The sequence below is a fragment of the Ruegeria sp. CH10 genome (assembly GCF_056537125.1).
On sequence record NZ_JBQFQY010000002.1, the window covers coordinates 333,472 to 354,500 of the forward strand.

Sequence of the window (21,029 nt, forward strand, 5' to 3'; positions counted from 1 at the left end):
TCAAAACCTCAGGCACAACCCCGGAGCGCGATCACAATGTCTCAGAAATCCGTTTGTGTGTATTGCGGGTCACGAAATGGGGCCGATTCCGCATATCCCGAAGCCGCGCGCACCTTTGGCACGCTGTTGGCGAAGGAAGGCTGGCGGCTGGTCTACGGTGCAGGGGATGTGGGCCTGATGGGCGAGGTTGCCCGCGCCGCCCAAGTCGCCGGTGGCGATACGTTTGGTGTGATACCGGTTCACCTTCTGCAACGTGAGGTTGGGAAAACCGACCTGACCCATTTTGTGATCACCGAAACCATGCACGAACGCAAAAAGGTGATGATCATGAATGCGGATGCTGTCGTGGTCCTGCCCGGCGGCCCGGGGTCGCTGGATGAGCTGTTCGAGGCGCTGACCTGGCGACAACTGGGCCTGCACGACAAACCGATCCTGGTGATGAATGTGAACGGCTATTGGGACGGGCTGAAAACGCTGCTGGATCAGGTGATCGACCGGGGTTTTGCAGATGCCTCGCTGGGGGACTTTGTCACCTGGGTCGATAACCCAAAGGGCGCGATGACCCGGCTGCGGGGTCTTCTGACCTGAGAGGCTGCGGGCCGCAAGCGCCGCCCGCGCCATGGTTCTGCCAGGTTAAGCGGGTTTCGCAAACCTTGCCTTAAGCATGGATTCCACCTTGTTCAGCGGATGATTGGTCAGGGTCTTGTCGACCTCGGCCACCACCTTGGACAGAACTTCGCTGTGCAGCCTGCGACGAAGCAAGCCCAGAACATGCGGGCTGGCGACCAGCACCAGACGGTTATACGCCCCCTTCAGCCCCTTGCGGTTCAATAGATTGGCAACGTCCTGCACAAACAGAGATTTCGCGTGCGCCTTCCAGTTCGGTTCTTCCACCGCTGACTTCTGGCTTGGCCCGCCGTCAAAGCGCCGCCCTGCCCTGTCGGTTGGACGCAGCGGGGCGTCGTGCTCTTCCACGGAAACAACCACGAGGTTTGGATCTTCTGCATCGGTGATGTTCTCGACAACCAGCGCCTTTTCGCCATCGGCAATGACAACCCAAGTTCCCTGTTCAAGTGCGACCATCATGTTCTCCTGTTGTTACTATTGTGGCTATCCCTGTTCCATCAGGCACATCTGTGCTGTGACGCGCCTGGACCAAACCGGCGCGTTGCCTGAGTGCATTCTTTTGATTGGCGGCTCTCTCCCTCCGCCCTACCTAAGGTAAGCACTGCCGGGCCGGGTACAATCCCATCTCAGGTTGAAACTTCGGCAATAGGCGGGTTTTCTCCGGTCTCGGCGCAAACAGAAAAGGGCCCGCCAGCGTTGCCGCCAGCAGGCCCAAAAAACCCTGATAGGTTCAGGAATTACATGCGCGAAGCAACGTTTTCCCAGTTGACCAGATTGTCCAGGAAGTTGGTCAGGTAGGCGGGACGCTTATTGCGGAAATCGATGTAATAGGAATGCTCCCACACGTCACAGCCCAGCAGAGCGGTCTGACCAAAGCACAGCGGGTTCACGCCGTTTTCGGTCTTGGTCACAGCCAGCGAGCCGTCCGCGTTCTTGACCAGCCACGCCCAGCCCGAGCCGAACTGACCGGCACCAGCGGCGCTGAACTGCGACTTGAATTCGTCAACCGAGCCAAAGCTTTCAACCAGAGCCTTTTCCAGCTCACCGGGCATGGCATTTGCGCCGGGGCCCATCATTTCCCAGAACTGGTTGTGGTTCCACAGCTGGCTGATGTTGTTGAAGATACCGTTCTGCGCGACGGCATTTGCGTCGTAGGTGCCCACGATGATCTCTTCCAGCGACTTGCCGTCCCACTCGGTCCCGGCGATCAGCTTGTTGCCATTGTCGACATAGGCCTTGTGGTGCAGGTCGTGGTGATATTCCAGCGTTTCCGCGGACATGCCCTTGGCTGCCAGCGCGTCATGTGCATAAGGAAGATCAGGAAGTTCAAAAGCCATCTCGGCCCCCTGTTAAATATAAGTTGCGGTTCCCAAGGGTTAAATGCTTTGGCAACCGCCTCAGGTCAAGGGCAGAGATCATAAAACCCGGAGGCAGGCGATGCTGACACAGGCGCGCAAGATGTTTTACCGCGCCCGCGGATACTATGCGGGTGCCCTGAACGGTGAACCGTTTCGCCTTGACCCCTACCATTCCAAATTCTGGCGCAAAGCCTCGACCGGTGCATGGGAGCCTGAGACATTCGCCATTCTGGACAAATACCTGACATCTGACAGCGATTACCTGGACATCGGGGCCTGGATTGGGCCCACGGTTCTGTATGGCGCGCGCCGGGCCCGACATGTCTGGTGCTTTGAGCCCGACCCCACCGCATTCCGCCATCTGGCCTGGAACCTGGACCTGAACGAGGTCCGCAACGTCTCGGCCTTTGGGGTGGCGTTGTCGGACCGGTTCGGCGTGGCCCGCATGGCCTCGGTCCGGGGTGAGCCCGGCGATTCCACCAGTTCCCTTCTGCATGACGGCGCGCATGGCACTGATGCGCTAACCATCGCGTGGGATCAGTTCGCAGCCGTAAACGACCTGTCGGGCGTATCGCTGGTCAAGATGGATATCGAAGGTGCGGAGTATACGGTGCTGCCGACGCTGATCCCTTGGTTAAAGGAACGCCGCCCCGCGCTGTTTTTGTCGCTGCACGCTCCGCTTCTGCCGGATGGGGAACGATTGGCGCGCACGAAGGACCTGTTGGAGATGCTCGGCTTCTACGCGGAAATCGCTACGGAAAATGCTGAGACGATTGCCGTGGCAGACTTGCTGACACCACAGGCCCTGACGCAGTACAAGACGATATTGTTGCACAACTGATGGACGAGCGGGCGAAACATTAAGCTTTGCCGAGGCACCTTGCGTTTCGCAAAAAACGCTAGGTATTCTCACCCCGAACGACTGAAAACAAAGGTTTAAAATGAAGTATTTTTGTATTGCTGCCTTGGCAGCAGTTTTGGGTTCGGGCGCATTTGCAGAAACCGTGACCTACACGTGCAAGATGACTAAGCAAGATGCGCATGGCTGGATCGCCAGCGAATACGGGTTCCAGGTGGACTCGGCGCAACAGTCCGCACGGGCGGCCAGCAACTTTCAGGACTGGACCGACGCCAAATTCAAAAATCGCGGTTCAAAAGGATACAGAATCGTCTGGAACAGGACCGAAAGGATGCTTGCCGGTGGAGACGTCCGTGTCCGCTATCAGGCCAATCTGGATCCAAATCGAAGCACAGTTGCGGTACGCATGGCATTTGTACACGGCAACTTTGCGAACAAACCAAGTGGTACGGGCACCTGCCAGGTTGCCCAATAAACAAAGCCCCGGATCATCCGGGGCTTTTTCTCAGACAGGCGCAAGTTCGAAACCTCAGGAACCGTACAGCGATTCACCGGTTTGAACAGAGCAACCGCCATAGCCAGTAGGCCGGTTGAGCACATTTTCCTGAGGGAAACGCGCCGTCAGATCTAGGCGCTGTTTTTCCGGGTTCAAATCGCCTGTGTAGCTGACATATGTAAGCCCACCATTCGAAGCCGGAATTTTCATCTTCCACGACACCCGGTAATCGCCCTTGCGGGTGATCTTGAACCGGGCGTCCTTCGGCGCGCCCTCAAGATTGTGAATATACCCATCGTAGACACGTGCGCGTTTGTTTTCCGGGTCAACACTCAGGATCACACGCTCGGAAATCCATCCATGCTCCATGCGGTGCAACGTGCAATCATAGGTAAAAATCTCAGCTTTCGCGGTGGTTGCTACGCAGGTCAACAGCAGGGCAGCTAACGCTTTTTTCATCTTCATTCAGCCTTCAACTTCAACAATAACACTAATGTTTGCGGCGCTATCTTCCTTTAAGATCAAACACAATCTTAAAGAGAATTCGCCGTGGTGCCATCATCCTTATGTGCCTGCAAAACAACTCACAATGCCCCAAAAAAAGTGGCCGCCTGTCTGAGACAAAGCGGCCACATTCATAAGATTAAGCTGACTATGAAAGTCAGTAAACCCCAACCTCACTGCCCGGCTGCGCCGCAACCTTAAGCAGTTTAAACACGTAGTCTGCAGCCGAACGGAAGCACACGATGCGGATGGTCTCAGCATCATCCATCCAGAACGCGCCAGCCACCTGCGCCAGACGCGAGCGGCGGAAGTTTCCGGGCTGGAATGCGTCAGGTGACAGGTCAACCGGAGCCACCTTGCCCAGCACTTCACGGGCACTGGCGCCCGAGATGCTGAATACGGCGCGGGCATCGGATACGTTCACCGCCAACGCATGCGTGCCGCTCAGCGCGTTGGTCATGGCGTCCAGCTTGGCGTTGACATCGGCATAGGGCACCAGCACCAGCAGCTCATCCGTCGACATCCAGCACACGCCGGTGTCGCCGTTCACCAAAGCCTCACGCTGACCGGGCACAGCCTGCCCGGTCGCGTCCTTGACGGCCTTGGCCAGCACCTTGTCCGACAGATCGCCGCGCAGGGTGATCATGCCCTGCAGGCCGCATTCCGCAACCTTGGCAATGCCATCATAGCTGGCGTGGTTCAGTGCGCTGATGGGTTCAGACATTCTGCTTCTCCCCGTCCTTGTCGTAGAAGATCGGATCGACGATCTTGGCTTTGTAGGTTTTGCCGTCGGTGCCCGGGAACTCGACAATCTCGCCCATCCGGTCGGGGCCGTGCTTGATCAGGCCCATGGCGATGCCGCGATCCAGATTGGCCGAGTAATAGGTCGACGTCACACGCCCGATCATGTTGCGCTGACCGTTGGCGTTGACGCCCTCGCCCACGGCGTAAGCCCCGTCCGGCAGAACCGATCCATCCACAGTCTCAAGCCCGACCAGTTTCCAGCGGTCCGGATCGGCCATATGGCTGCGCGAATGCGCGCGTTTGCCCAGATAGTCCTCTTTCTTCTTGGACAGCGCCCAGTGCAGCCCCAGATCCTGCGGGATCACGGTGCCGTCGGTCTCGTCCCCGATCATGATAAAGCCCTTTTCGGCCCGCAGGATGTGCAGACATTCGGTGCCGTAAGGCATCACGCCGAACTCCTGCCCTGCGTCGATCAGAGCGTCCCAGAAGGCCTGACCCTGAGACGCGGGAACCGCGATCTCATAGGACAGCTCGCCCGAGAACGAGATGCGGTAGGCGCGCGCGTCGAATGCGCCGATCTTGCCGTCGCGCCATTCCATGAAGGGCAGCGCCTCTTTCGACAGGTCCATGCCGCCGCCCGCCTGCGCGTTCAGCTTCTCCAACACCTTACGGGCGTTGGGGCCGACCACGGCGACCTGAGCGTATTGCTCGGTGACGTTCGCAACATAGACTTTCCAGTCCCACCACTCGGTCTGCAGCCATTCTTCCATATGGCCATGGATGCGCTCGGCTCCGCCGGTGGTTGTGTGGCACAGCCATGTATCTTCGTCGATCCGGGCGACGACGCCGTCGTCGATCAGAAAGCCATTTTCCGAGCACATCAGGCCATAGCGGCATTTGCCGACCTTCAGCGTGGACATCATGTTGGTGTACAGCATGTCCAGGAACTTGCCCGCATCCGGGCCTTTGACGATCAGTTTGCCCAGTGTCGAGGCATCCAGCAGGCCGAGGTTTTCGCGGGTGTTCTTAACCTCGCGGTTTACCGCGTCATGCACGGATTCACCGGGACGGACATAGGCATAGGTCCGGCGCCAATGGCCCACGGGCTCCCAATCGGCACCGTTCTTGTCGTGCCAGTTGTGCATCGGAGTCTGACGGATGGGCTGGAACACTTCACCGCGCGCCTCGCCGCCGATCGACGCCAGCGAGATCGGCGTGTAGGGCGGACGGAAGGTCGTGGTACCGACCTTCGGGATTTCCTTGTCCAGCGCATCAGCAAGGATTGCCAAACCATTGATATTGCTTAGTTTACCTTGATCCGTCGCCATGCCCAGCGTGGTGTAGCGCTTGGTATGCTCCACGCTTTCATAACCTTCGCGCGCAGCCAGCTGAACGTCAGAGACCTTTACGTCGTTCTGGAAATCCAGCCAGGATTTCATACGCAGACCGATTTCGGCATTCGAAGGCATCAGCCAGACTGGTGCCATCGGGGCCTCGGCGGTCGTTTCCCCTGACGGGGCCTTGCCTGCCTTGGGCTTGAAACCGGCTGCTTTGGCAGCCGCGTCGCCTGCAGCCTGTGCGTCAGTCAAAACGTCGCCCAACGCCAGTGGGCCGTTTGCAGAACCAGCGGCAACCACAAAGCCCTCGCCATTTGCGCCCAGCGGTGGGCGCGCGGGATCCGGGCGGAAATGCGCGTGCGTTTCGTCCCAAATCAGCTTGCCGCCGCAATGCGACCACATATGCACGACCGGAGACCAGCCGCCCGACATCGCAACCGCGTCGCACTCAACTTCTTCGCGAGCGCCCCCGATGCCTTCCTGATTGCACAGCGCAACCTTCTTGACCCGTTTGCCGCCTTTGACTTTGGCGATGGCTTTGCCCGGATCAACCTGGATGCCCAGCTGGCGCGCTTCATCAGCCAACAGCCCTGCTGCAGGGCGCGCATCGACGATGCGCAGCACGTCGACTCCGGCCTGTTTCAGGATGATGGCTGTACGATAGGCATCGTCGTTGTTGGTGGCGACAATAACGCGTTCGCCCGGGGTCACACCCCAGTTTACGACATAGTCGCGCATAGCTGAGGCCAGCATCACGCCCGGTACATCGTTGCCGGCGAAAGACAGCGGACGTTCGATGGCGCCCGTGGCGGTCACGACCTGCTTGGCGCGGATGCGCCACAGACGGTGACGCGGGCCTTGCGTGCCCGGTTTATGGTCGGTCACACGCTCATACCCCAGCACGTAGCCGTGGTCATAGACCCCAGCCCCCATGCAGCGATTGCGCATCGTGACATTGTCCATGGCTTCCAGTTCGGACACCAATTGGTCCACGAACTTATCCACAGGCTCATCATTGATGGTCCCGCCATCCACCGGAGCGCGGCCACCCCAATGGGCGGTCTGCTCGATCAGCATGACCTTGGCGCCGGACGCAGCCGCCACTTTGGCCGCTTGCAGGCCCGCTACCCCGCCACCGATGACCAGAACATCGGTAAAGGCATAGAAATGCTCATACGTGTCCGCATCCCTGTTGTCCTTGTCGGGCGCTTTGCCCAGACCGGCGGACTGGCGGATGAACGGCTCGTAGACGTGTTTCCAGAACGGCTTGGGATGGATGAACATCTTGTAATAGAAGCCAGCCGGCAGGAACCGCGACAGATGGGTGTTGATCGCGCCCACGTCGAATTCCAGGTTCGGCCAGTGGTTCTGCGAAACAGATGTCAGACCGTTGAACAGCTCGGTTGTGGTGGCGCGCTGGTTCGGCTCGAACCGGTTGCCCTCACCCAAACCGACCAGAGCGTTGGGTTCTTCGGCACCGCTGGCGACCATGCCGCGCGGGCGGTGGTACTTGAACGACCGACCCACCATCATCTGATCGTTGGCCAGCAGAGCCGAGGCAAGCGTGTCGCCCTCGTAGCCCTGCATCGAGGTGCCATTGAATGAGAATGTGACCTGTTTCGACCGGTCGATCAGCCGGCCTTGGTTTGCGAGACGGGTGCTCATGTTGCTGACCTTTCGCAGACGGAATTACGGGTGGCTGGGCGGATCATTTGTATTCTCTCCAGGTCCAGCCAGGACGTTTGGCGGTGATGGCGTCCTTGATCTCTTGCGGCGGCTCGAACACCTGCGCGGAATAGGTGCCAAAGACCTCCAGCGTGTTTGTGCAGCGCGCAGCGTGGAACCACTTGCCGCAGCCATTCGCATGGCGCCAGCGTTCAAAGTGAACGCCCTTGGGGTTTTCACGCATGAACAGGTAATCGTGGAACTCATCATCCGACGAGCCGGGGCCGAAACGCTTCAGATGCGCCTCACCGCCAGCAGCCAGTTCGGTTTCTTCGGCATCGACGCCGCAATAGGGGCAATTCAGGATCAGCATACGTTCATCCTTTTTTCGTCAGGCGCGCCGAAGCGGCCTGTAAATTCCATGTGACACGGGCGCGAGATTTTTCGACGAAAAATCTTCATCAGTGCGCCACCCCGGCGGCGACGCTTTCGTCGATGAAGCGGCCCTCTTTGAAGCGATCCATCGAGAAGGCCTCGGTCAGCGGTGAATGGCCCGTGGCCATCAGCTGCGCCATACCCCAACCCGAACCCGGGATCGCCTTGAAGCCACCGGTGCCCCAGCCGCCATTGATAAAGCAGCCCTGCAGCGGGGTTTTCGACAGGATGGGCGAGCGGTCGCCGGTCATGTCCACGATACCACCCCACTGGCGCAGCATCTTCAGGCGCGAGATCATCGGGAAGGTCTCGACCAGCGCGCGGACGGTTTCCTCGATATGGTGGAAGCTGCCGCGCTGGGTGAAGTTGTTGAACCCGTCGGTGCCGCCGCCGATCACCATCTCACCCTTGTCGGATTGCGACATGTAGCCGTGAACGGTGTTGGCCATCACGACCACGTCCATGCAGGGTTTGATCGGCTCAGAGACCAGCGCCTGCAGGGCGATCGCCTCCAACGGCAGACGGAAGCCTGCCATCTCGGCCAGTTGCCCGGAGTGCCCCGCAACCACGATGCCCAGCTTGTCGCAATCAATCGCTCCCTTGGAGGTGTCGACACCGACAACACGACCATTGTCGGACCGAACGCCCGTCACTTCGCATTGCTGGATGATGTCCATGCCCATGGCCGAGCACGCACGCGCATAGCCCCACGCCACGGCGTCGTGGCGGGCGGTGCCGCCGCGTTCCTGCCACAGCGCGCCCAGAACCGGATAGCGCGGACCCTCAAGATTGATAATCGGCACCAGCTCTTTCACGCGTTCGGGCCCGATCCACTCGGTTTGGACCCCTTGCAGTGCGTTGGCATGCGCGGTGCGCTGATAGCCGCGAATTTCGTGTTGGGTCTGAGCCAGCATCATAACGCCACGCGGGCTGAACATGATGTTATAGTTCAGATCCTGGCTCAGATCTTCATACAGGCTGCGCGATTTCTCATACATCGCCGCCGACGGATCCTGCAGGTAGTTCGACCGGATGATGGTCGTGTTCCGACCGGTGTTGCCACCGCCCAGCCATCCCTTTTCAATAATGGCCACATTCTGGATACCGTAGTTCTTACCAAGGTAATACGCCGTGGCCAGACCATGGCCGCCAGCGCCCACAATGATGACGTCGTATTTCTTCTTTGGCTCGGGAGAGCGCCATGCGCGTTCCCATCCGGTGTGGTAGCGCAGCGCTTCGCGCGCCACAGCAAAGGCTGAGTAGTGTTTCATTGGCGAATCCATCCGGTTCGGTGATTGGCGCAGGTATGCCGTGTGAACGCAGTTTAACCCTGCCGGACAACGCCACAATATCGAACTATTGCGACATCGGCTCGTTTCTTGCGACATGACGTCCCCGCGCGACCATTTATCCCTTTTGTCGGCCGGTCCAGAGGTCTACATCAGGGCAGCCATATCGGAGTAGCTATGTCGTTTCTGGTCGTGACAACCCTGGCCGCGCTGCTGACAGCGCTTATTCTGGGTCTTTCCCTGCTGCGCGGACGCAAATCGGGTGAGCCCGCAGCGGCCTATGATCTGCGCGTGTATCGCGAACAGCTGGCCGGTGTGGACCGCGACCTCGCCCGGGGTGTGATCGGCGAAGCGGATGCCGACCGGGTGCGCACGGAAATCTCGCGCCGCATTCTGGCGGCGGATGCCCAGTTGCAGACCGCATCTGAACGATCCGGGCCACCGCGCGGGGTTACCATTGCCACGTTTGCCGTTGTCGCCTGTTTTCTGGTCGGGGGCGCCGGGGCGATGTACCACCGTATGGGCGCGGCCGGACTTTCGGACCAACCGCTGGAGCTGAGGCTGGAACGGGCCGAAGTCTTGCGGGCCGAACGCCCCAGCCAGGCCGAGGCCGAGGCGGCTGTGCAACCTGCCCCGCAACCTGAAATCGAAGAGAGCTACGCCAATCTGTTGAAACAGTTGCGTGAAACAGTTTCCGGGCGTCCCGATGACCTGCAGGGTCAGATTCTTCTGGCCCAGCACGAGGCGAACGCAGGCAATTTTCCAGCCGCCTACAAGGCACAGCAACGGGTGATCGAACTGTCCGGCGATGCGGCCCCCGCCGATGCCTATTCGCATCTGGCTGAAATGATGATCCTGTCCGCAGGTGGTTATGTCTCACCCGAGGCAGAAGAGGCTCTCAGACAGGCATTGCAGCGCGACCCACGCCATGGCCCGGCTCAGTATTACCTGGGTCAGATGATGGTTCAAATCGGGCGGCCTGACATCGCCTATCGCATCTGGGTGGATGCTGTGCGTAACGCCCCAGCCGGAGCGCCATGGGGTGACGCAATTCGCGCGCAATTGGACGAGCTGGCCTTTCGCGCCGGCGTCTTCAACGCCCCGGACATCCCCCCCGCAGCAGGGCCCAGCCAGGATGATGTGGACGCTGCCGCAGCTTTGACACCGGAAGAACGGCAAGAAATGATCGTTGGCATGGTCAACCAGTTGTCTGACCGGCTGGCCTCTGAAGGTGGCCCGCCAGAAGATTGGGCCCGGCTGATCGCAGCGCTGGGTGTTCTGGGCGAAGGGCAGCGCGCCATTGATGTAAGAAACGAGGCCATGGAGGTCTTTGCTGGCAATACCGAAGCACTGGAGATCATCGACGCAGCTGCATTGCAGGCTGGGATCGCGCAATGATCCATGATGACTTTCAGGATTTTGCCAGCGCATTATCACCGATGACCGCCCTGATGGGGTTGGACTTGGGCGAAAAGACCATTGGTGTCGCAGTGTCTGACCGGATGCGCGGCGTGGCCAGCCCGCTGGAGACGGTACGGCGAAAAAAGTTCACCCTCGATTCCGCGCGTTTGCTTGAGATCATCGCAGATCGCGAGATTGGTGGCGTCATTCTGGGTCTGCCGAAAAACATGGACGGAACCGAAGGACCTCGCTGCCAATCGACCCGCGCCTTTGCCCGCAACCTGTCGCGTCTGACCGATGTGCCCATCGGGTTCTGGGATGAACGTCTCAGCACGGTTGCTGCCGAGAAAGCACTGCTTGAGGCGGATACGACACGAAAACGTCGCGGACAGGTTATTGATCACGTCGCCGCAGGGTATATCTTGCAAGGAGCGCTGGACAGGCTGCGCTTTTTGTAACGTTCGGAGACCGTCGATGACGAACATGGTTTGGAAAAGAAACGAGGTCGAAAGCCCGTGCGTCCAGATCTGCGTCGTTCACCCGACAGAGCGCATCTGCACCGGCTGCTATCGCACAATCGATGAAATCTCGCGCTGGTCCAAAATGGACAGCTCTGAACGCGCTGAGATCATGGACGAATTGCCCGCGCGCAAACCGCGTCTTGCCAAACGGCGCGGCGGTCGTGCTGCGCGGATGAAAAACACCTGAAAACCTCACCCTGACTTTGCGCCGCTGCAGGCTGGTATGAACTTCGAGGGGGGTTAAGTTCGAACTCTGGGTCTGAGTGAGTGGTGACCCACAGCGGCGCACGTCAGGTTGGTCGACCTTTCAAAGTGGTTAACAAAAGATCAGAACTCTGTTTTGATTTTATTTGACCCGTCAGTCAACAACGCGATGACGCTCAAGTCGAATAACCCGACGTAAACCGATTTGCACCGCCACAGCAGACGCCTCTATCCAACGGCAAGCCAGCTTTTGGCATCTTCAATTTCCTCGGACGGAAAGAACTCGGTCCGTGTTGCCAGGATGTGACCGGCGGCCTTTTGTGCCACCTTCTGCCAGGTCTTGTCTCCGACAATGGCAGCGCGATCCAACAGTCCGGCATGTTTGCGTACAAGGTTGAAATGCGACGCAAAGGCCGTCAGCCCCTGCCAGCCGTCGAACTCGCGCAGGTCGACCAGCAGGCGGAACCCAGGTTTTCCCTCCAACAGCCGGTCCAGCGCCTCTTCGGCCTGTGTGTATTCATCAGGGTCAAGCTTACCCAGCAGGCTGATCTGCACGCAGGGACCGCCCAGATCGGTCACGTGAATGGCCCCCAGAGATTCGCGCATCCAACGGCGGGCGGCTTCAAGATCGGACAGGTCGAACACCTGAACCGGGCATGGCAGGATCGGTGAGGCAAGCCGCACACTGGTACGCACCCAACCCTGATCTGCAACCACCCCAATCCGGTCAAACCCGCGCCAATGGCTCAGACCCAGCTTGGTATCCGCCCATGCCGCGCCCATTTCATAGCCCTTGAATTCGGGCTGAAAAACAACGAGCAAACGGATGGCGTCATTCTCGGCCAGAGCGGTCTCAATCGCAGGGATCAGCACCTCGGTATAGTCACGGTTGGTGACCTCACCGGACAGTTCAGCCTCAAGCAGCGCCCCGTCAGAGTTTCTGTGAACAGTAATCATCGAACCAAACCTCCAAACCTGAATAAGGTCAGGAGGTTAGGCAGATTCGATCCATTCGGCTACACCACCGGCGCATTCCGGGCGGAAATAGGCAATCATCCGACCATCCGGCCCGGCCTGCGCGCCCTCACCCCATGGGGCAACGCCGTGCAGACAGTGCCGATGCAGCAGATAAGCCTCACCGGGTTTGGCCGGTAGTTCGATGCGCGGGCAGGTCTCAAACACCTCGCGCCGTGCGGCCTGATAGATTTCGGTGATGTCAACCTCGTGCAGGTAGTCCCGCGGGTGCCCTGCCAGCGCGTCGGCAAAGGCCGCGCGCAGGATCTTGTGGCTGCCGTCCCACAGGACCATCGGCGCAGCCTGCGCATTGGCCTCGGTCAGTGGAATGCCCAGAATCCACGCATGAGGCTCATCCACGCGCCGCCGCCGATCCGGTCCTGTCGGCCGCAGCCCGTCTACATGGGCCGCGTCGCGTTTCAGCCGATACCGCCCCGCGCTTTCGCTTTCGCCGCGCCGGGGTTTGGGATAGCCCGGATAGATGACCGAGACCTGCCCTTTGTGCAGAGGCAATTCTCCGTAAAGGTCCGTCAGAAACGCCATGGCGTCACCGGACAGAACCCCGGATTGCCCCACCCGCCCCTGAGGGTCGTTGTTCAGCGCATCCACGCCGATGAACCACGTGCCGTCGCAATCCATCCAGCCCGCATGCGCAGGGTCCGTGACCGAGGCACGCGCCAGAGGCAGCGCATGGTGTACCCAGTCCGCCAGCACCGGATCAAAGGGGAACTTAATCCATCCCTTGTCGCGAAACCCGCTCATAACCCCAGCGCCTTTCGCAGCATGTTCAGGGCCACCAGCGTCAGGAACACCGCAAAGACCCGCTTGAGCGGTTTGGGGTCCATCGCATGGGCCAGCTTCACCCCCCAGGGGGCGGTGATCAGCGTCATCGCCACGACGATCGCAAAAGCCACCAGATTGACCGCGCCGATGGTCAGGGGTGGGCGGTGTTCCGGCGCGATGTGCAGAAACAGAAAGCCCAGAACCGACGGCACCGCGATAATCACACCAAACCCGGCGGCTGTGGCCACGGCGCGGTGAATCGGCGTGTTGAAGAGGCTCATCAACGGGACACCGAAACTGCCGCCTCCGATCCCCATCAGCACGGACAGAAATCCAACAGACGGGGACAGTGCGGCGCGTTTAAGGCCCTTGGGCATCGCATCGCCCAGACGCCATTCCGATTTGCCCAGCCCCAGATAGGCGCCTATGACGATCCCCAGAATACCGAACAACGCCTGCAGCGCCTCGGTCCGCAGGGCAGAGGCCACCATGACGCCGATGACCGCACCCACGGCAATACCCGGACCCCAACCGCGCAGGATATCCCAGTCGACCGCGCCTTTCTTGTTATGCGCCAGAACGGACCGGATCGAAGTGACGATAATCGTCGCCAATGAGGTGGCCAGACACAGTTGCATCAATTGTGGCCCGCCATATCCAAGCGTCTGGAACGCATAGAAAAAGGCAGGTACCAGAACGATGCCGCCTCCAACGCCCAGCAATCCGGCCAGCACCCCGGCCAGCGCTCCGATCACCAGCAATAGGCCCAACATCTGGACCAGCAACATCGTCTCGGGCATCTTCCCCCCGCACCTTTTGTTCGTTCAGACCTCGGCCAGAGGTGTTACGCAATCCAGCGCTTTCAGCATCACCTCGGGGCCTGCCCCGTCATGCACCGCGCCCTCGGACAGGGTCCGACGCCACGCCCGCGCGCCGGGGCGTCCGGCGAACAGGCCCAACATATGGCGCGTGATCTGGTGCAACCGCCCCCCATTGGCAAGATGGCGTTCGATATAGGGCACCATATTTTGAACAACCTCATGCGGGTCCGCTGCGCTGCCCGTTCCGAAGATCATTGGATCGGCCTCGGCAAGAATGTCGGTGGGCTGGTGATACGCCGCACGCCCGATCATCACGCCATCCAACCCGGCCTCAAGATGCTGGCGTGCCTCGGTCAACGAGGCGATGCCGCCATTGAGCGAGATATGAAGGTCGGGAAATGCCGCCTTCATCCGGTGCACCAGATCATAATCGAGCGGTGGAATATCCCGGTTTTCCTTGGGGCTAAGCCCCTGCAACCACGCTTTGCGCGCGTGGATCGTGACGCGGCCACACCCCGCCGCGCGGATGTGTTCAAGAAATGCGGGCAAGACCTGTTCGGGGTCCTGATCATCGACGCCGATACGACACTTTACGGTAACCTCAACATCCACCGCCCCGCGCATGGCGGCCACGCACTCGGCCACACGGCCGGGGTCTTTCATCAGCACCGCTCCAAACGTGCCGGATTGCACCCGGTCCGACGGGCAGCCGCAATTCAGGTTGATCTCATCATAGCCCGCATCGTTCCCAAAACGCGCGGCCTGCGCCAGCTCCTCCGGGTCCGATCCGCCAAGTTGCAGGACAATGGGGTGTTCCTGCGGGCTATAGTCCAGCAGATGCATCGCCCCGCCGCGCACGAGGGCGGGGGCGGTCACCATCTCGGTGTAAAGCAATGTCTGCTGGCTGAGCAGCCGGTGCACATACCGGCAGTGTCGATCTGTCCAGTCCATCATCGGCGCAACAGAAAGGCGGGCCGCGCGCCAAAGATCGGCGCGGGTTGGCGTGTTCTGATCCGTTGTCGCTGACATCTGCTTGTTTCCGCGTTGCGTGTTTCGACCGAAACCGCCGTGTAACACCATTTGGGGGACAAGCGCTATACACAATGGGTTGCCGACCCAACAACCGCCGCAATAATTTGATCAAATTTCGTGACAAACCGCGCAGGCTCGACTACATCTCGGACAATCTGGAAGAGGGAGACTTTCATGGATCTGAGCGCCCTGCACAGTTTGCGCGTTGCCGCCTGTGACCTGAACGGTCAAATGCGCGGCAAACGCGTGCCGCCCTCATATGCCGGCAAACTGGACAAAGGCGCGGTGCGCATGCCCTTTTCCGCCCTGAACGTCGACCTGTGGGGGGCTGATATTGACGGCAGCCCGCTGGTCTTTGAAAGCGGCGATGCGGATGGCGTGTTAGTCCCCACCGATCGCGGGCCGGTGCCGATGCCCTGGCTGGGCGGTGAGACGGCTCTGGTGCCGATGTGGTTGCAGGATGACGCGGGCACGCCCTTTCCCGGCGACCCCCGGCACGCGCTTGCCGCCGTGCTGGACCGCTATGCCCAGCGCGGCTGGTCCGTAATCGCCGCGACCGAGCTGGAGTTCACGCTGCTGGATGCCTCGGGCGCGCAACCGCAGCCGCCGATCAACCCGGTGACAGGGCGAAGGCTGGCGGATGAGGCGGTGCTGTCGATGGCCGAGATGGACGCCTTCGACGCCTTTTTCACCGACCTTTACGATGGCTGTGCCGCGATGGGCATCCCGGCCCAGACCGCCATTTCCGAAAGCGGCATTGGTCAATTCGAGATCAACCTGAACCATCAGGACGCCATGCGCTGTGCCGATGATACGTGGCTTTTCAAGACCTTGACGCGTGGGCTTGCCCGCAAACACGGGTTCACCGCAACGTTCATGGCCAAACCCTATGCCGATGATGCGGGCAACGGGATGCATGTGCATTTCTCGGTGGTCGATGATCAGGGGCGCAACGTGTTCGACAATGGCGGGCCCGAGGGCACCGCCCTGCTGCGCCACGCCATCGCCGGGTGTTTGGCGGCGATGCCGGGATGCACCCTGATCTTTGCGCCCCATGGCAATTCATATACCCGCCTTGTACCCGGCGCCCATGCGCCCACGGGCGCAAGTTGGGCCTATGAGAACCGCACCGCCGCCCTGCGCATCCCCGGTGGTGCCCCTGCTGCGCGGCGGATCGAGCATCGCGTCGCTGGGGGTGACATCACCCCCTATCTGATGCTTGCCGCCGTTCTTGGGGCCGCGCTGAACGGCATCGACGACCAGCAAGAGCCGCCGCGACCAATCCAGGGCAACGCCTATGAGATCGACGGCCTGCCACAGCTGGCCAGCGACTGGGCCGCGGCTGTCACAGCGTTTGAAACCGATCCCCATGTGGCGCGCATCTTTCCGGCTGAACTGATCCGCTATTTCGCGATGACCAAACGACAGGAAATCCGCCGCTTTGCCGAGCGCCCGCCCGAGGAGCACTGGCTCAGCTATCTCGAAGCAGTATGACCCCTCTTGCCCGCTTGAATGCGCTGCGTTAGATTGAATTTGATCAAATTTGGTGACCTATGAAAATCGGCATCCTTGTGACCGGCCACCCGCCTGATGAGCTGCGCGCGCAGTTCGGCACCTATGACGCGATGTTTCGCGCACTGCTGGATGGGAACGGCTTTACCTTTGACAGCTACGCGGTTGTAGATGGTCAGTTCCCTGAAAATGCCGCTCAGGCGGATGGCTGGGTTATCACCGGCTCGCGCCATGGGGCCTATGAGGATCACCCATGGATCCCTCCGCTGGAGGATCTGATCCGCGCGATCCGGGCCAGCGGAAATCCCCTGATCGGCGTCTGCTTTGGCCATCAGATCATCGCGCAGGCACTTGGCGGCAAGGTCGAAAAGTTCAAAGGCGGCTGGGCTGTTGGACGAACCGACTATGACATTGATGGCGGATCGGTCACGTTGAACGCATGGCATCAGGATCAGGTCGTTGCCCTGCCCGAGGATGCGCGCGTCGTCGGAACCAATGATTTCTGCCAGAACGCCATGGTGGCCTATGGAGATTCAATCTGGACGGTACAGGCGCACCCGGAATATGGCGACGGGTTCATTCGTGGTTTGATGGAGACCCGCGGAAAGGGTGTGGTGCCCGATGAGCTGATGCAGGCCGCAGCAGACCGGCTGCCTGCCAATGACGACAATCCGAAAATCGGGCGGTTTATGGCGGACTTCCTGAAGAAAGCGAGGGCCTGATGGCCGACTGGACCGAACAACTGCCGCAGGCCGCGCGCACCTATTTTGACGGCCACCGACTGGATGAGGTCGAGTGTATCATCTCGGACCTGCCCGGCATCGCGCGGGGCAAGGCGGTGCCGGCCTCGAAATTCGCCAAGCAAGCCTATTTCCACCTGCCCGACAGCATCTTTTACCAGACAATCACCGGCGACTGGGGCGAGGCCGCAGGCGAAGACGGGTTTATCGAACGGGACATGATCCTGAAACCCGATTTCTCGACCGCGTCGGCCGCGCCGTGGACGGGCGACTGGACCCTGCAGGTGATCCACGACGCCTATGACCGCGATAACAACCCGATCCCGTTCAGCCCGCGCAATGTGCTGAAACGCGTCGTGCAGCTGTACCACGACAAGGGCTGGAAGCCGGTCGTTGCGCCGGAGATGGAGTTCTTTCTGGTCGCCCCCAATGTCGACCCCGCGCAGGGCATCAAGCCGATGATGGGCCGTTCGGGCCGACCGGCGGCGGCGCGTCAGGCTTATTCGATGACTGCCGTTGACGAATTCGGCCCCGTGATCGACGACATCTATGATTTCGCCGAGCATCAGGGGTTCGAGATTGACGGCATCACCCAAGAAGGCGGGGCGGGTCAGTTGGAAATCAACCTGCGTCACGGCAACCCGGTGAAGCTGGCCGATGAAGTCTTTTACTTCAAACGCCTGATCCGCGAGGCCGCCCTGCGCCACAATTGCTTTGCCACCTTCATGGCGAAACCGATCGAGGATGAGCCCGGATCTGCCATGCACATCCATCATTCGATCATCGACATGGAGAGTGGGCAGAACATCTTTTCCGGCCCGCAAGGCGGTGAGACGGACGCGTTTTACAATTTCATCGCCGGGTTGCAGAACCACCTGCCCGCAGGCCTGGCGGTGATGGCGCCTTATGTGAACTCGTATCGCCGCTATGTGAAAGACCATGCGGCGCCTATCAATCTGGAATGGGCGCGGGACAACCGCACCACCGGCATCCGCGTACCCCTGTCCGGCCCCGAGGCGCGCCGGGTGGAAAACCGCATCGCGGGAATGGATTGCAACCCCTATCTGGGCATCGCGCTGTCGCTGGCCTGTGGCTATCTGGGCCTGACCCAGCAGGAGCGCCCGCGCCGTCAGTTCTATGGCGATGCGTACGAGGGCGAAGGCGATATTCCGCAGGTCATGGGCAATGCGCTGGATCTGTTCGATGGTGCAACCGCACTGCACGAGGTTTTGGGCCCAGAATTCGCGCGGGTTTATGGCATCGTCAAACGGGCGGAATATGAGGAGTTCCTGCAGGTCATCTCTCCGTGGGAGCGCGAGCATCTGCTGATAAACGTCTGAGCCTTTGGCCGGGGGCAGGATTTCCGTATTTGGAACGAGAAGAAGATGGGGTCTGCGCCATGAACCTTCTGTACGCGAATGACCGCAAGGCCGAGTATCCGGCCAGTTGGTATGCCGCGACGGCCAATCCCATAGACCGTTTTCCTGTTTTACAGGGCGACGAAAAGGCGGATGTCTGCGTGGTTGGCGGCGGCTATACAGGGCTGTCCGCCGCACTGCATCTCGCTGAGGCCGGGTTCAGCGTGGTGTTGCTGGAGGCGCATCGCGTAGGCTTTGGCGCGTCGGGCCGCAATGGCGGCCAGCTGGGCAGCGCGCAGCGGATGGATCAGGAAGACCTTGAGCGGCTGGTGGGCGATGAGGATGCGGCCAAGCTGTGGAATTTGGCCGAGGACGCGAAGGCGCTGGTCAAATCGCTGATCGCAAAGCATCAGATCGACTGTGACCTGAAACCGGGCGTGGCCGTTCTGGGCCTGTCCGCTGACGAGCAGCAAGAGTTGCACGACCACGCCGCGCATCTGTCCGACCGCTATGGCTATGACCAGATGGAGTTGCTGGACGAAGCTGCGGGGCACGGTCTGTGCCCATCGCCCGCCTATCGCGGGGGGTATCTGGATATGGGCGCGGCGCATCTGCATCCGTTGAATTATGCTCTGGGTCTGGCGCAGGCGGCGGCGCGCGCGGGCGTCCGCATTTACGAGGGCACCGAGGTTACGGGGGTTGATGAGGCCACTCCCGCGGTTGTGCGCACGGCGCAAGGTAAGGTGACTGCCGATCACGTCATTCTGGCCTGTAACGGGTATCTGGGCAAGCTGAATGGCAAGGTCGCCGCGCGGGTCATGCCCATCAACAACTTCATCGCCGCGACCGAGCCTTTGGGCACCGATGCCGCTCGTATTCTGAGCCGCGATGTGGCGGTGGCCGATACCAAGTTCGTTGTGAACTACTTTCGCCTTAGCGCCGATAACCGGCTGCTTTTTGGTGGCGGCGAAAGCTATGGCTATCGTTTCCCGTCCGACATCGCCGCAAAGGTGCGCAAACCGATGATCGAGATTTTCCCGCATCTGCGGGATGTCAAAATCGACTACGCTTGGGGTGGGACGCTGGCGATCACCATGCGACGGATGCCTTACCTGGCGCGGGTTGCGCCCAATATCCTGTCCGCTTCGGGCTATTCCGGCCATGGCGTTGGCACCGCGACCCAGGCGGGGCAGTTGATGGCGTTGGCCATTCAGGGGCAGTCCGAGGGCTTCGACACCATGGCCCGCGTCCCCGCCCTGCCCTTTCCCGGCGGGCCTGCGTTGCGTAGCCCTCTGCTGGTTCTGGCGATGACATGGTTTGCATTGCGGGATCGATTGGGTGTGTGACGCTAAGGCGTTTGTTTGAACTCTCTCAAAACACGGAATCCCGCCAAAGCTGATCGGGTATCCCGCAAAGCTCTACCCCGATTGGCAACACGAGAAGCGTCCATTGCAAAGGGATACGCTCCACCCCGGCTCACTGTTTTCGCGCAAGGGGTTTCGAGAGCCATTTCCAGATAGCGGCTGGATGTTCCCCACCCCGCATAAGTGTCGGTCCAGCAGGACATCGTGCGTTCGATCACATTGCCCGACATGTGGCGCAGTCCCCATGCATTTGCGGCGTCCAATTGGTCTACAGGCACAGGCGTGCCGCGCGAAACGAGGTCAGGGCGCTCTTCGCCCAGCATGATCTCGGTCGCGCTGCCCAGAAAATTCACCTGATCCGTGGTGACTTCTTCGCCCTGCGCAAAGGGCGTCTGCGTTCCGGCGCGGGCGGCGTATTCCCACTCTGCCTCGGTCGGCAGGCGGTAGACATCCATCCCGACCTTACTGTTCAGCCAATCGCTGTAAGCAACGGCATCCAAATAAGAGACCTTGATAACAGGATGATTGCCCCTGACCTTTGCGCGCTTGGAATCGGGCAGCAAAATATAGTCCTGCGGCTTATACCCGCCGCAGCCGCCATCGTGCACACAGGCCATCCACTGGTCATGGGTGACCTCGTTGCGGCCCATGGCGACAGGCATATCAACCGTGACCTTGTGCACCGGCCCCTCATGAAAAGCGATATAGGGGTTGTCCGGCGTGACAGGTATCCAGTTGCCTTCCTCGTCGAACTTGACGTTCTGTTTGGATTCGCCGGGAGGGCCGCCCATCATGAATTCACCCAGCGGTAGAACGATCATCTCGGGGCAGAGGTCGCATTCCTGAAACATCTCAAGTGGCGCGACTTCGGTTCCGTCAGACAAAGTGTAATCAGCCTGAGCGGCTGGCGCGAATGAGAACAGCGCAAATGCGCATGCGAGGCGAAGTTTAAGCAAACGATGGTC

At 60.3% G+C, this 21,029-nt stretch carries 22 protein-coding genes; 10 read left to right on the forward strand and 12 right to left on the reverse strand.

Annotated features, from left to right (window positions below; all coding sequences use genetic code 11):
• Positions 1-36: 36 nt before the first annotated feature.
• Positions 37-588 (forward strand): LOG family protein, encoded by a 552-nt coding sequence (locus ACRZ94_RS07955; protein ID WP_480797072.1) that lies wholly within the window; start codon positions 37-39, stop codon positions 586-588.
• 45 nt (positions 589-633) lie between these two features.
• Here the strand turns inward: ACRZ94_RS07955 and ACRZ94_RS07960 are convergent, their stop codons facing one another.
• The gene (locus ACRZ94_RS07960) at positions 634-1,083 is read right to left on the reverse strand and encodes a host attachment family protein (RefSeq protein WP_480652058.1); all 450 of its coding nucleotides are present in this window, start codon (positions 1,081-1,083) and stop codon (positions 634-636) included.
• Positions 1,084-1,364: 281 nt separating this feature from the next.
• Entirely contained in the window at positions 1,365-1,964 is a 600-nt protein-coding gene (locus ACRZ94_RS07965; protein WP_480652060.1) for a superoxide dismutase, read from the reverse strand.
• 100 nt (positions 1,965-2,064) lie between these two features.
• Here ACRZ94_RS07965 and ACRZ94_RS07970 point away from each other — a divergent pair, with 100 nt between their 5' ends.
• Entirely contained in the window at positions 2,065-2,826 is a 762-nt protein-coding gene (locus tag ACRZ94_RS07970) for an FkbM family methyltransferase (protein WP_480652062.1), read from the forward strand.
• A 100-nt stretch (positions 2,827-2,926) separates the two neighbouring features.
• Entirely contained in the window at positions 2,927-3,319 is a 393-nt protein-coding gene (locus ACRZ94_RS07975) for a hypothetical protein (RefSeq protein WP_480652064.1), read from the forward strand.
• A 54-nt stretch (positions 3,320-3,373) separates the two neighbouring features.
• On the opposite strand, the gene ACRZ94_RS07980 is transcribed toward ACRZ94_RS07975, so the two are convergent.
• The 5 genes from ACRZ94_RS07980 to ACRZ94_RS08000 all read right to left on the reverse strand — a co-directional run bounded on the left by ACRZ94_RS07980 (position 3,374) and on the right by ACRZ94_RS08000 (position 9,296).
• Positions 3,374-3,805 (reverse strand): hypothetical protein, encoded by a 432-nt coding sequence (locus ACRZ94_RS07980; protein ID WP_480797073.1) that lies wholly within the window; start codon positions 3,803-3,805, stop codon positions 3,374-3,376.
• Positions 3,806-4,001: 196 nt separating this feature from the next.
• A complete protein-coding gene (locus ACRZ94_RS07985) occupies positions 4,002-4,568 on the reverse strand; it encodes a sarcosine oxidase subunit gamma (RefSeq protein WP_480652068.1) in 567 nt (188 codons plus the stop codon).
• Complete coding sequence (locus ACRZ94_RS07990; protein ID WP_480797074.1) at positions 4,561-7,590, reverse strand: sarcosine oxidase subunit alpha family protein; 3,030 nt, start codon at positions 7,588-7,590, stop codon at positions 4,561-4,563. Before ACRZ94_RS07990 ends, ACRZ94_RS07985 begins: the two co-directional genes overlap by 8 nt.
• Positions 7,591-7,633: 43 nt before the next feature.
• The gene (locus ACRZ94_RS07995; protein WP_480797075.1) at positions 7,634-7,963 is read right to left on the reverse strand and encodes a sarcosine oxidase subunit delta; all 330 of its coding nucleotides are present in this window, start codon (positions 7,961-7,963) and stop codon (positions 7,634-7,636) included.
• Positions 7,964-8,051: 88 nt separating this feature from the next.
• Complete coding sequence (locus tag ACRZ94_RS08000; protein ID WP_480797076.1) at positions 8,052-9,296, reverse strand: sarcosine oxidase subunit beta family protein; 1,245 nt, start codon at positions 9,294-9,296, stop codon at positions 8,052-8,054.
• Positions 9,297-9,491: 195 nt separating this feature from the next.
• Here ACRZ94_RS08000 and ccmI point away from each other — a divergent pair, with 195 nt between their 5' ends.
• The 3 genes from ccmI to ACRZ94_RS08015 are packed head-to-tail and all read left to right on the forward strand — an operon-like array spanning position 9,492 to position 11,423.
• Positions 9,492-10,712, forward strand: a complete 1,221-nt coding sequence (gene ccmI, locus ACRZ94_RS08005; RefSeq protein WP_480652078.1) for a c-type cytochrome biogenesis protein CcmI — start codon at positions 9,492-9,494, stop codon at positions 10,710-10,712.
• A complete protein-coding gene (gene ruvX / locus ACRZ94_RS08010) occupies positions 10,709-11,173 on the forward strand; it encodes a Holliday junction resolvase RuvX (RefSeq protein WP_480797077.1) in 465 nt (154 codons plus the stop codon). The genes ccmI and ruvX overlap by 4 nt, the downstream gene beginning before the upstream one ends.
• Positions 11,174-11,189: 16 nt before the next feature.
• Positions 11,190-11,423, forward strand: coding sequence for a DUF1289 domain-containing protein (locus tag ACRZ94_RS08015; RefSeq protein WP_480797078.1), 234 nt, complete (start codon positions 11,190-11,192; stop codon positions 11,421-11,423).
• Positions 11,424-11,668: 245 nt separating this feature from the next.
• Here the strand turns inward: ACRZ94_RS08015 and ACRZ94_RS08020 are convergent, their stop codons facing one another.
• The 4 genes from ACRZ94_RS08020 to dusA are packed head-to-tail and all read right to left on the reverse strand — an operon-like array spanning position 11,669 to position 15,087.
• Positions 11,669-12,397 carry a SpoIIAA family protein gene (locus ACRZ94_RS08020; RefSeq protein WP_480797079.1) on the reverse strand — a complete coding sequence of 243 codons (729 nt, stop codon included), beginning with the start codon at positions 12,395-12,397 and terminating at the stop codon, positions 11,669-11,671.
• 36 nt (positions 12,398-12,433) lie between these two features.
• Positions 12,434-13,216, reverse strand: coding sequence for a hypothetical protein (locus ACRZ94_RS08025; protein WP_480797080.1), 783 nt, complete (start codon positions 13,214-13,216; stop codon positions 12,434-12,436).
• The gene (locus ACRZ94_RS08030; protein ID WP_480797081.1) at positions 13,213-14,037 is read right to left on the reverse strand and encodes a sulfite exporter TauE/SafE family protein; all 825 of its coding nucleotides are present in this window, start codon (positions 14,035-14,037) and stop codon (positions 13,213-13,215) included. The genes ACRZ94_RS08025 and ACRZ94_RS08030 overlap by 4 nt, the downstream gene beginning before the upstream one ends.
• 24 nt (positions 14,038-14,061) lie before the next feature.
• Positions 14,062-15,087, reverse strand: coding sequence for a tRNA dihydrouridine(20/20a) synthase DusA (dusA, locus tag ACRZ94_RS08035; RefSeq protein ID WP_480797082.1), 1,026 nt, complete (start codon positions 15,085-15,087; stop codon positions 14,062-14,064).
• A gap of 177 nt (positions 15,088-15,264) precedes the next feature.
• On the opposite strand from dusA, the gene ACRZ94_RS08040 reads away from it, so the two are divergent.
• The 4 genes from ACRZ94_RS08040 to ACRZ94_RS08055 are packed head-to-tail and all read left to right on the forward strand — an operon-like array spanning position 15,265 to position 20,046.
• Complete coding sequence (locus tag ACRZ94_RS08040) at positions 15,265-16,584, forward strand: glutamine synthetase family protein (RefSeq protein ID WP_480652091.1); 1,320 nt, start codon at positions 15,265-15,267, stop codon at positions 16,582-16,584.
• 59 nt (positions 16,585-16,643) lie between these two features.
• Positions 16,644-17,324: a type 1 glutamine amidotransferase gene (locus ACRZ94_RS08045; protein WP_480797083.1), complete on the forward strand. Its 681-nt coding sequence runs from the start codon at positions 16,644-16,646 to the stop codon at positions 17,322-17,324.
• Positions 17,324-18,682, forward strand: coding sequence for a glutamine synthetase family protein (locus ACRZ94_RS08050; protein ID WP_480797084.1), 1,359 nt, complete (start codon positions 17,324-17,326; stop codon positions 18,680-18,682). Before ACRZ94_RS08045 ends, ACRZ94_RS08050 begins: the two co-directional genes overlap by 1 nt.
• Before the next feature lie 59 nt (positions 18,683-18,741).
• On the forward strand, positions 18,742-20,046 hold the full coding sequence (locus ACRZ94_RS08055) for an NAD(P)/FAD-dependent oxidoreductase (RefSeq protein WP_480652097.1): 1,305 nt from the start codon (positions 18,742-18,744) through the stop codon (positions 20,044-20,046).
• A 2-nt stretch (positions 20,047-20,048) separates the two neighbouring features.
• On the opposite strand, the gene ACRZ94_RS08060 is transcribed toward ACRZ94_RS08055, so the two are convergent.
• Positions 20,049-20,948: a formylglycine-generating enzyme family protein gene (locus tag ACRZ94_RS08060; protein WP_480652099.1), complete on the reverse strand. Its 900-nt coding sequence runs from the start codon at positions 20,946-20,948 to the stop codon at positions 20,049-20,051.
• Positions 20,949-21,029: the final 81 nt, after the last annotated feature.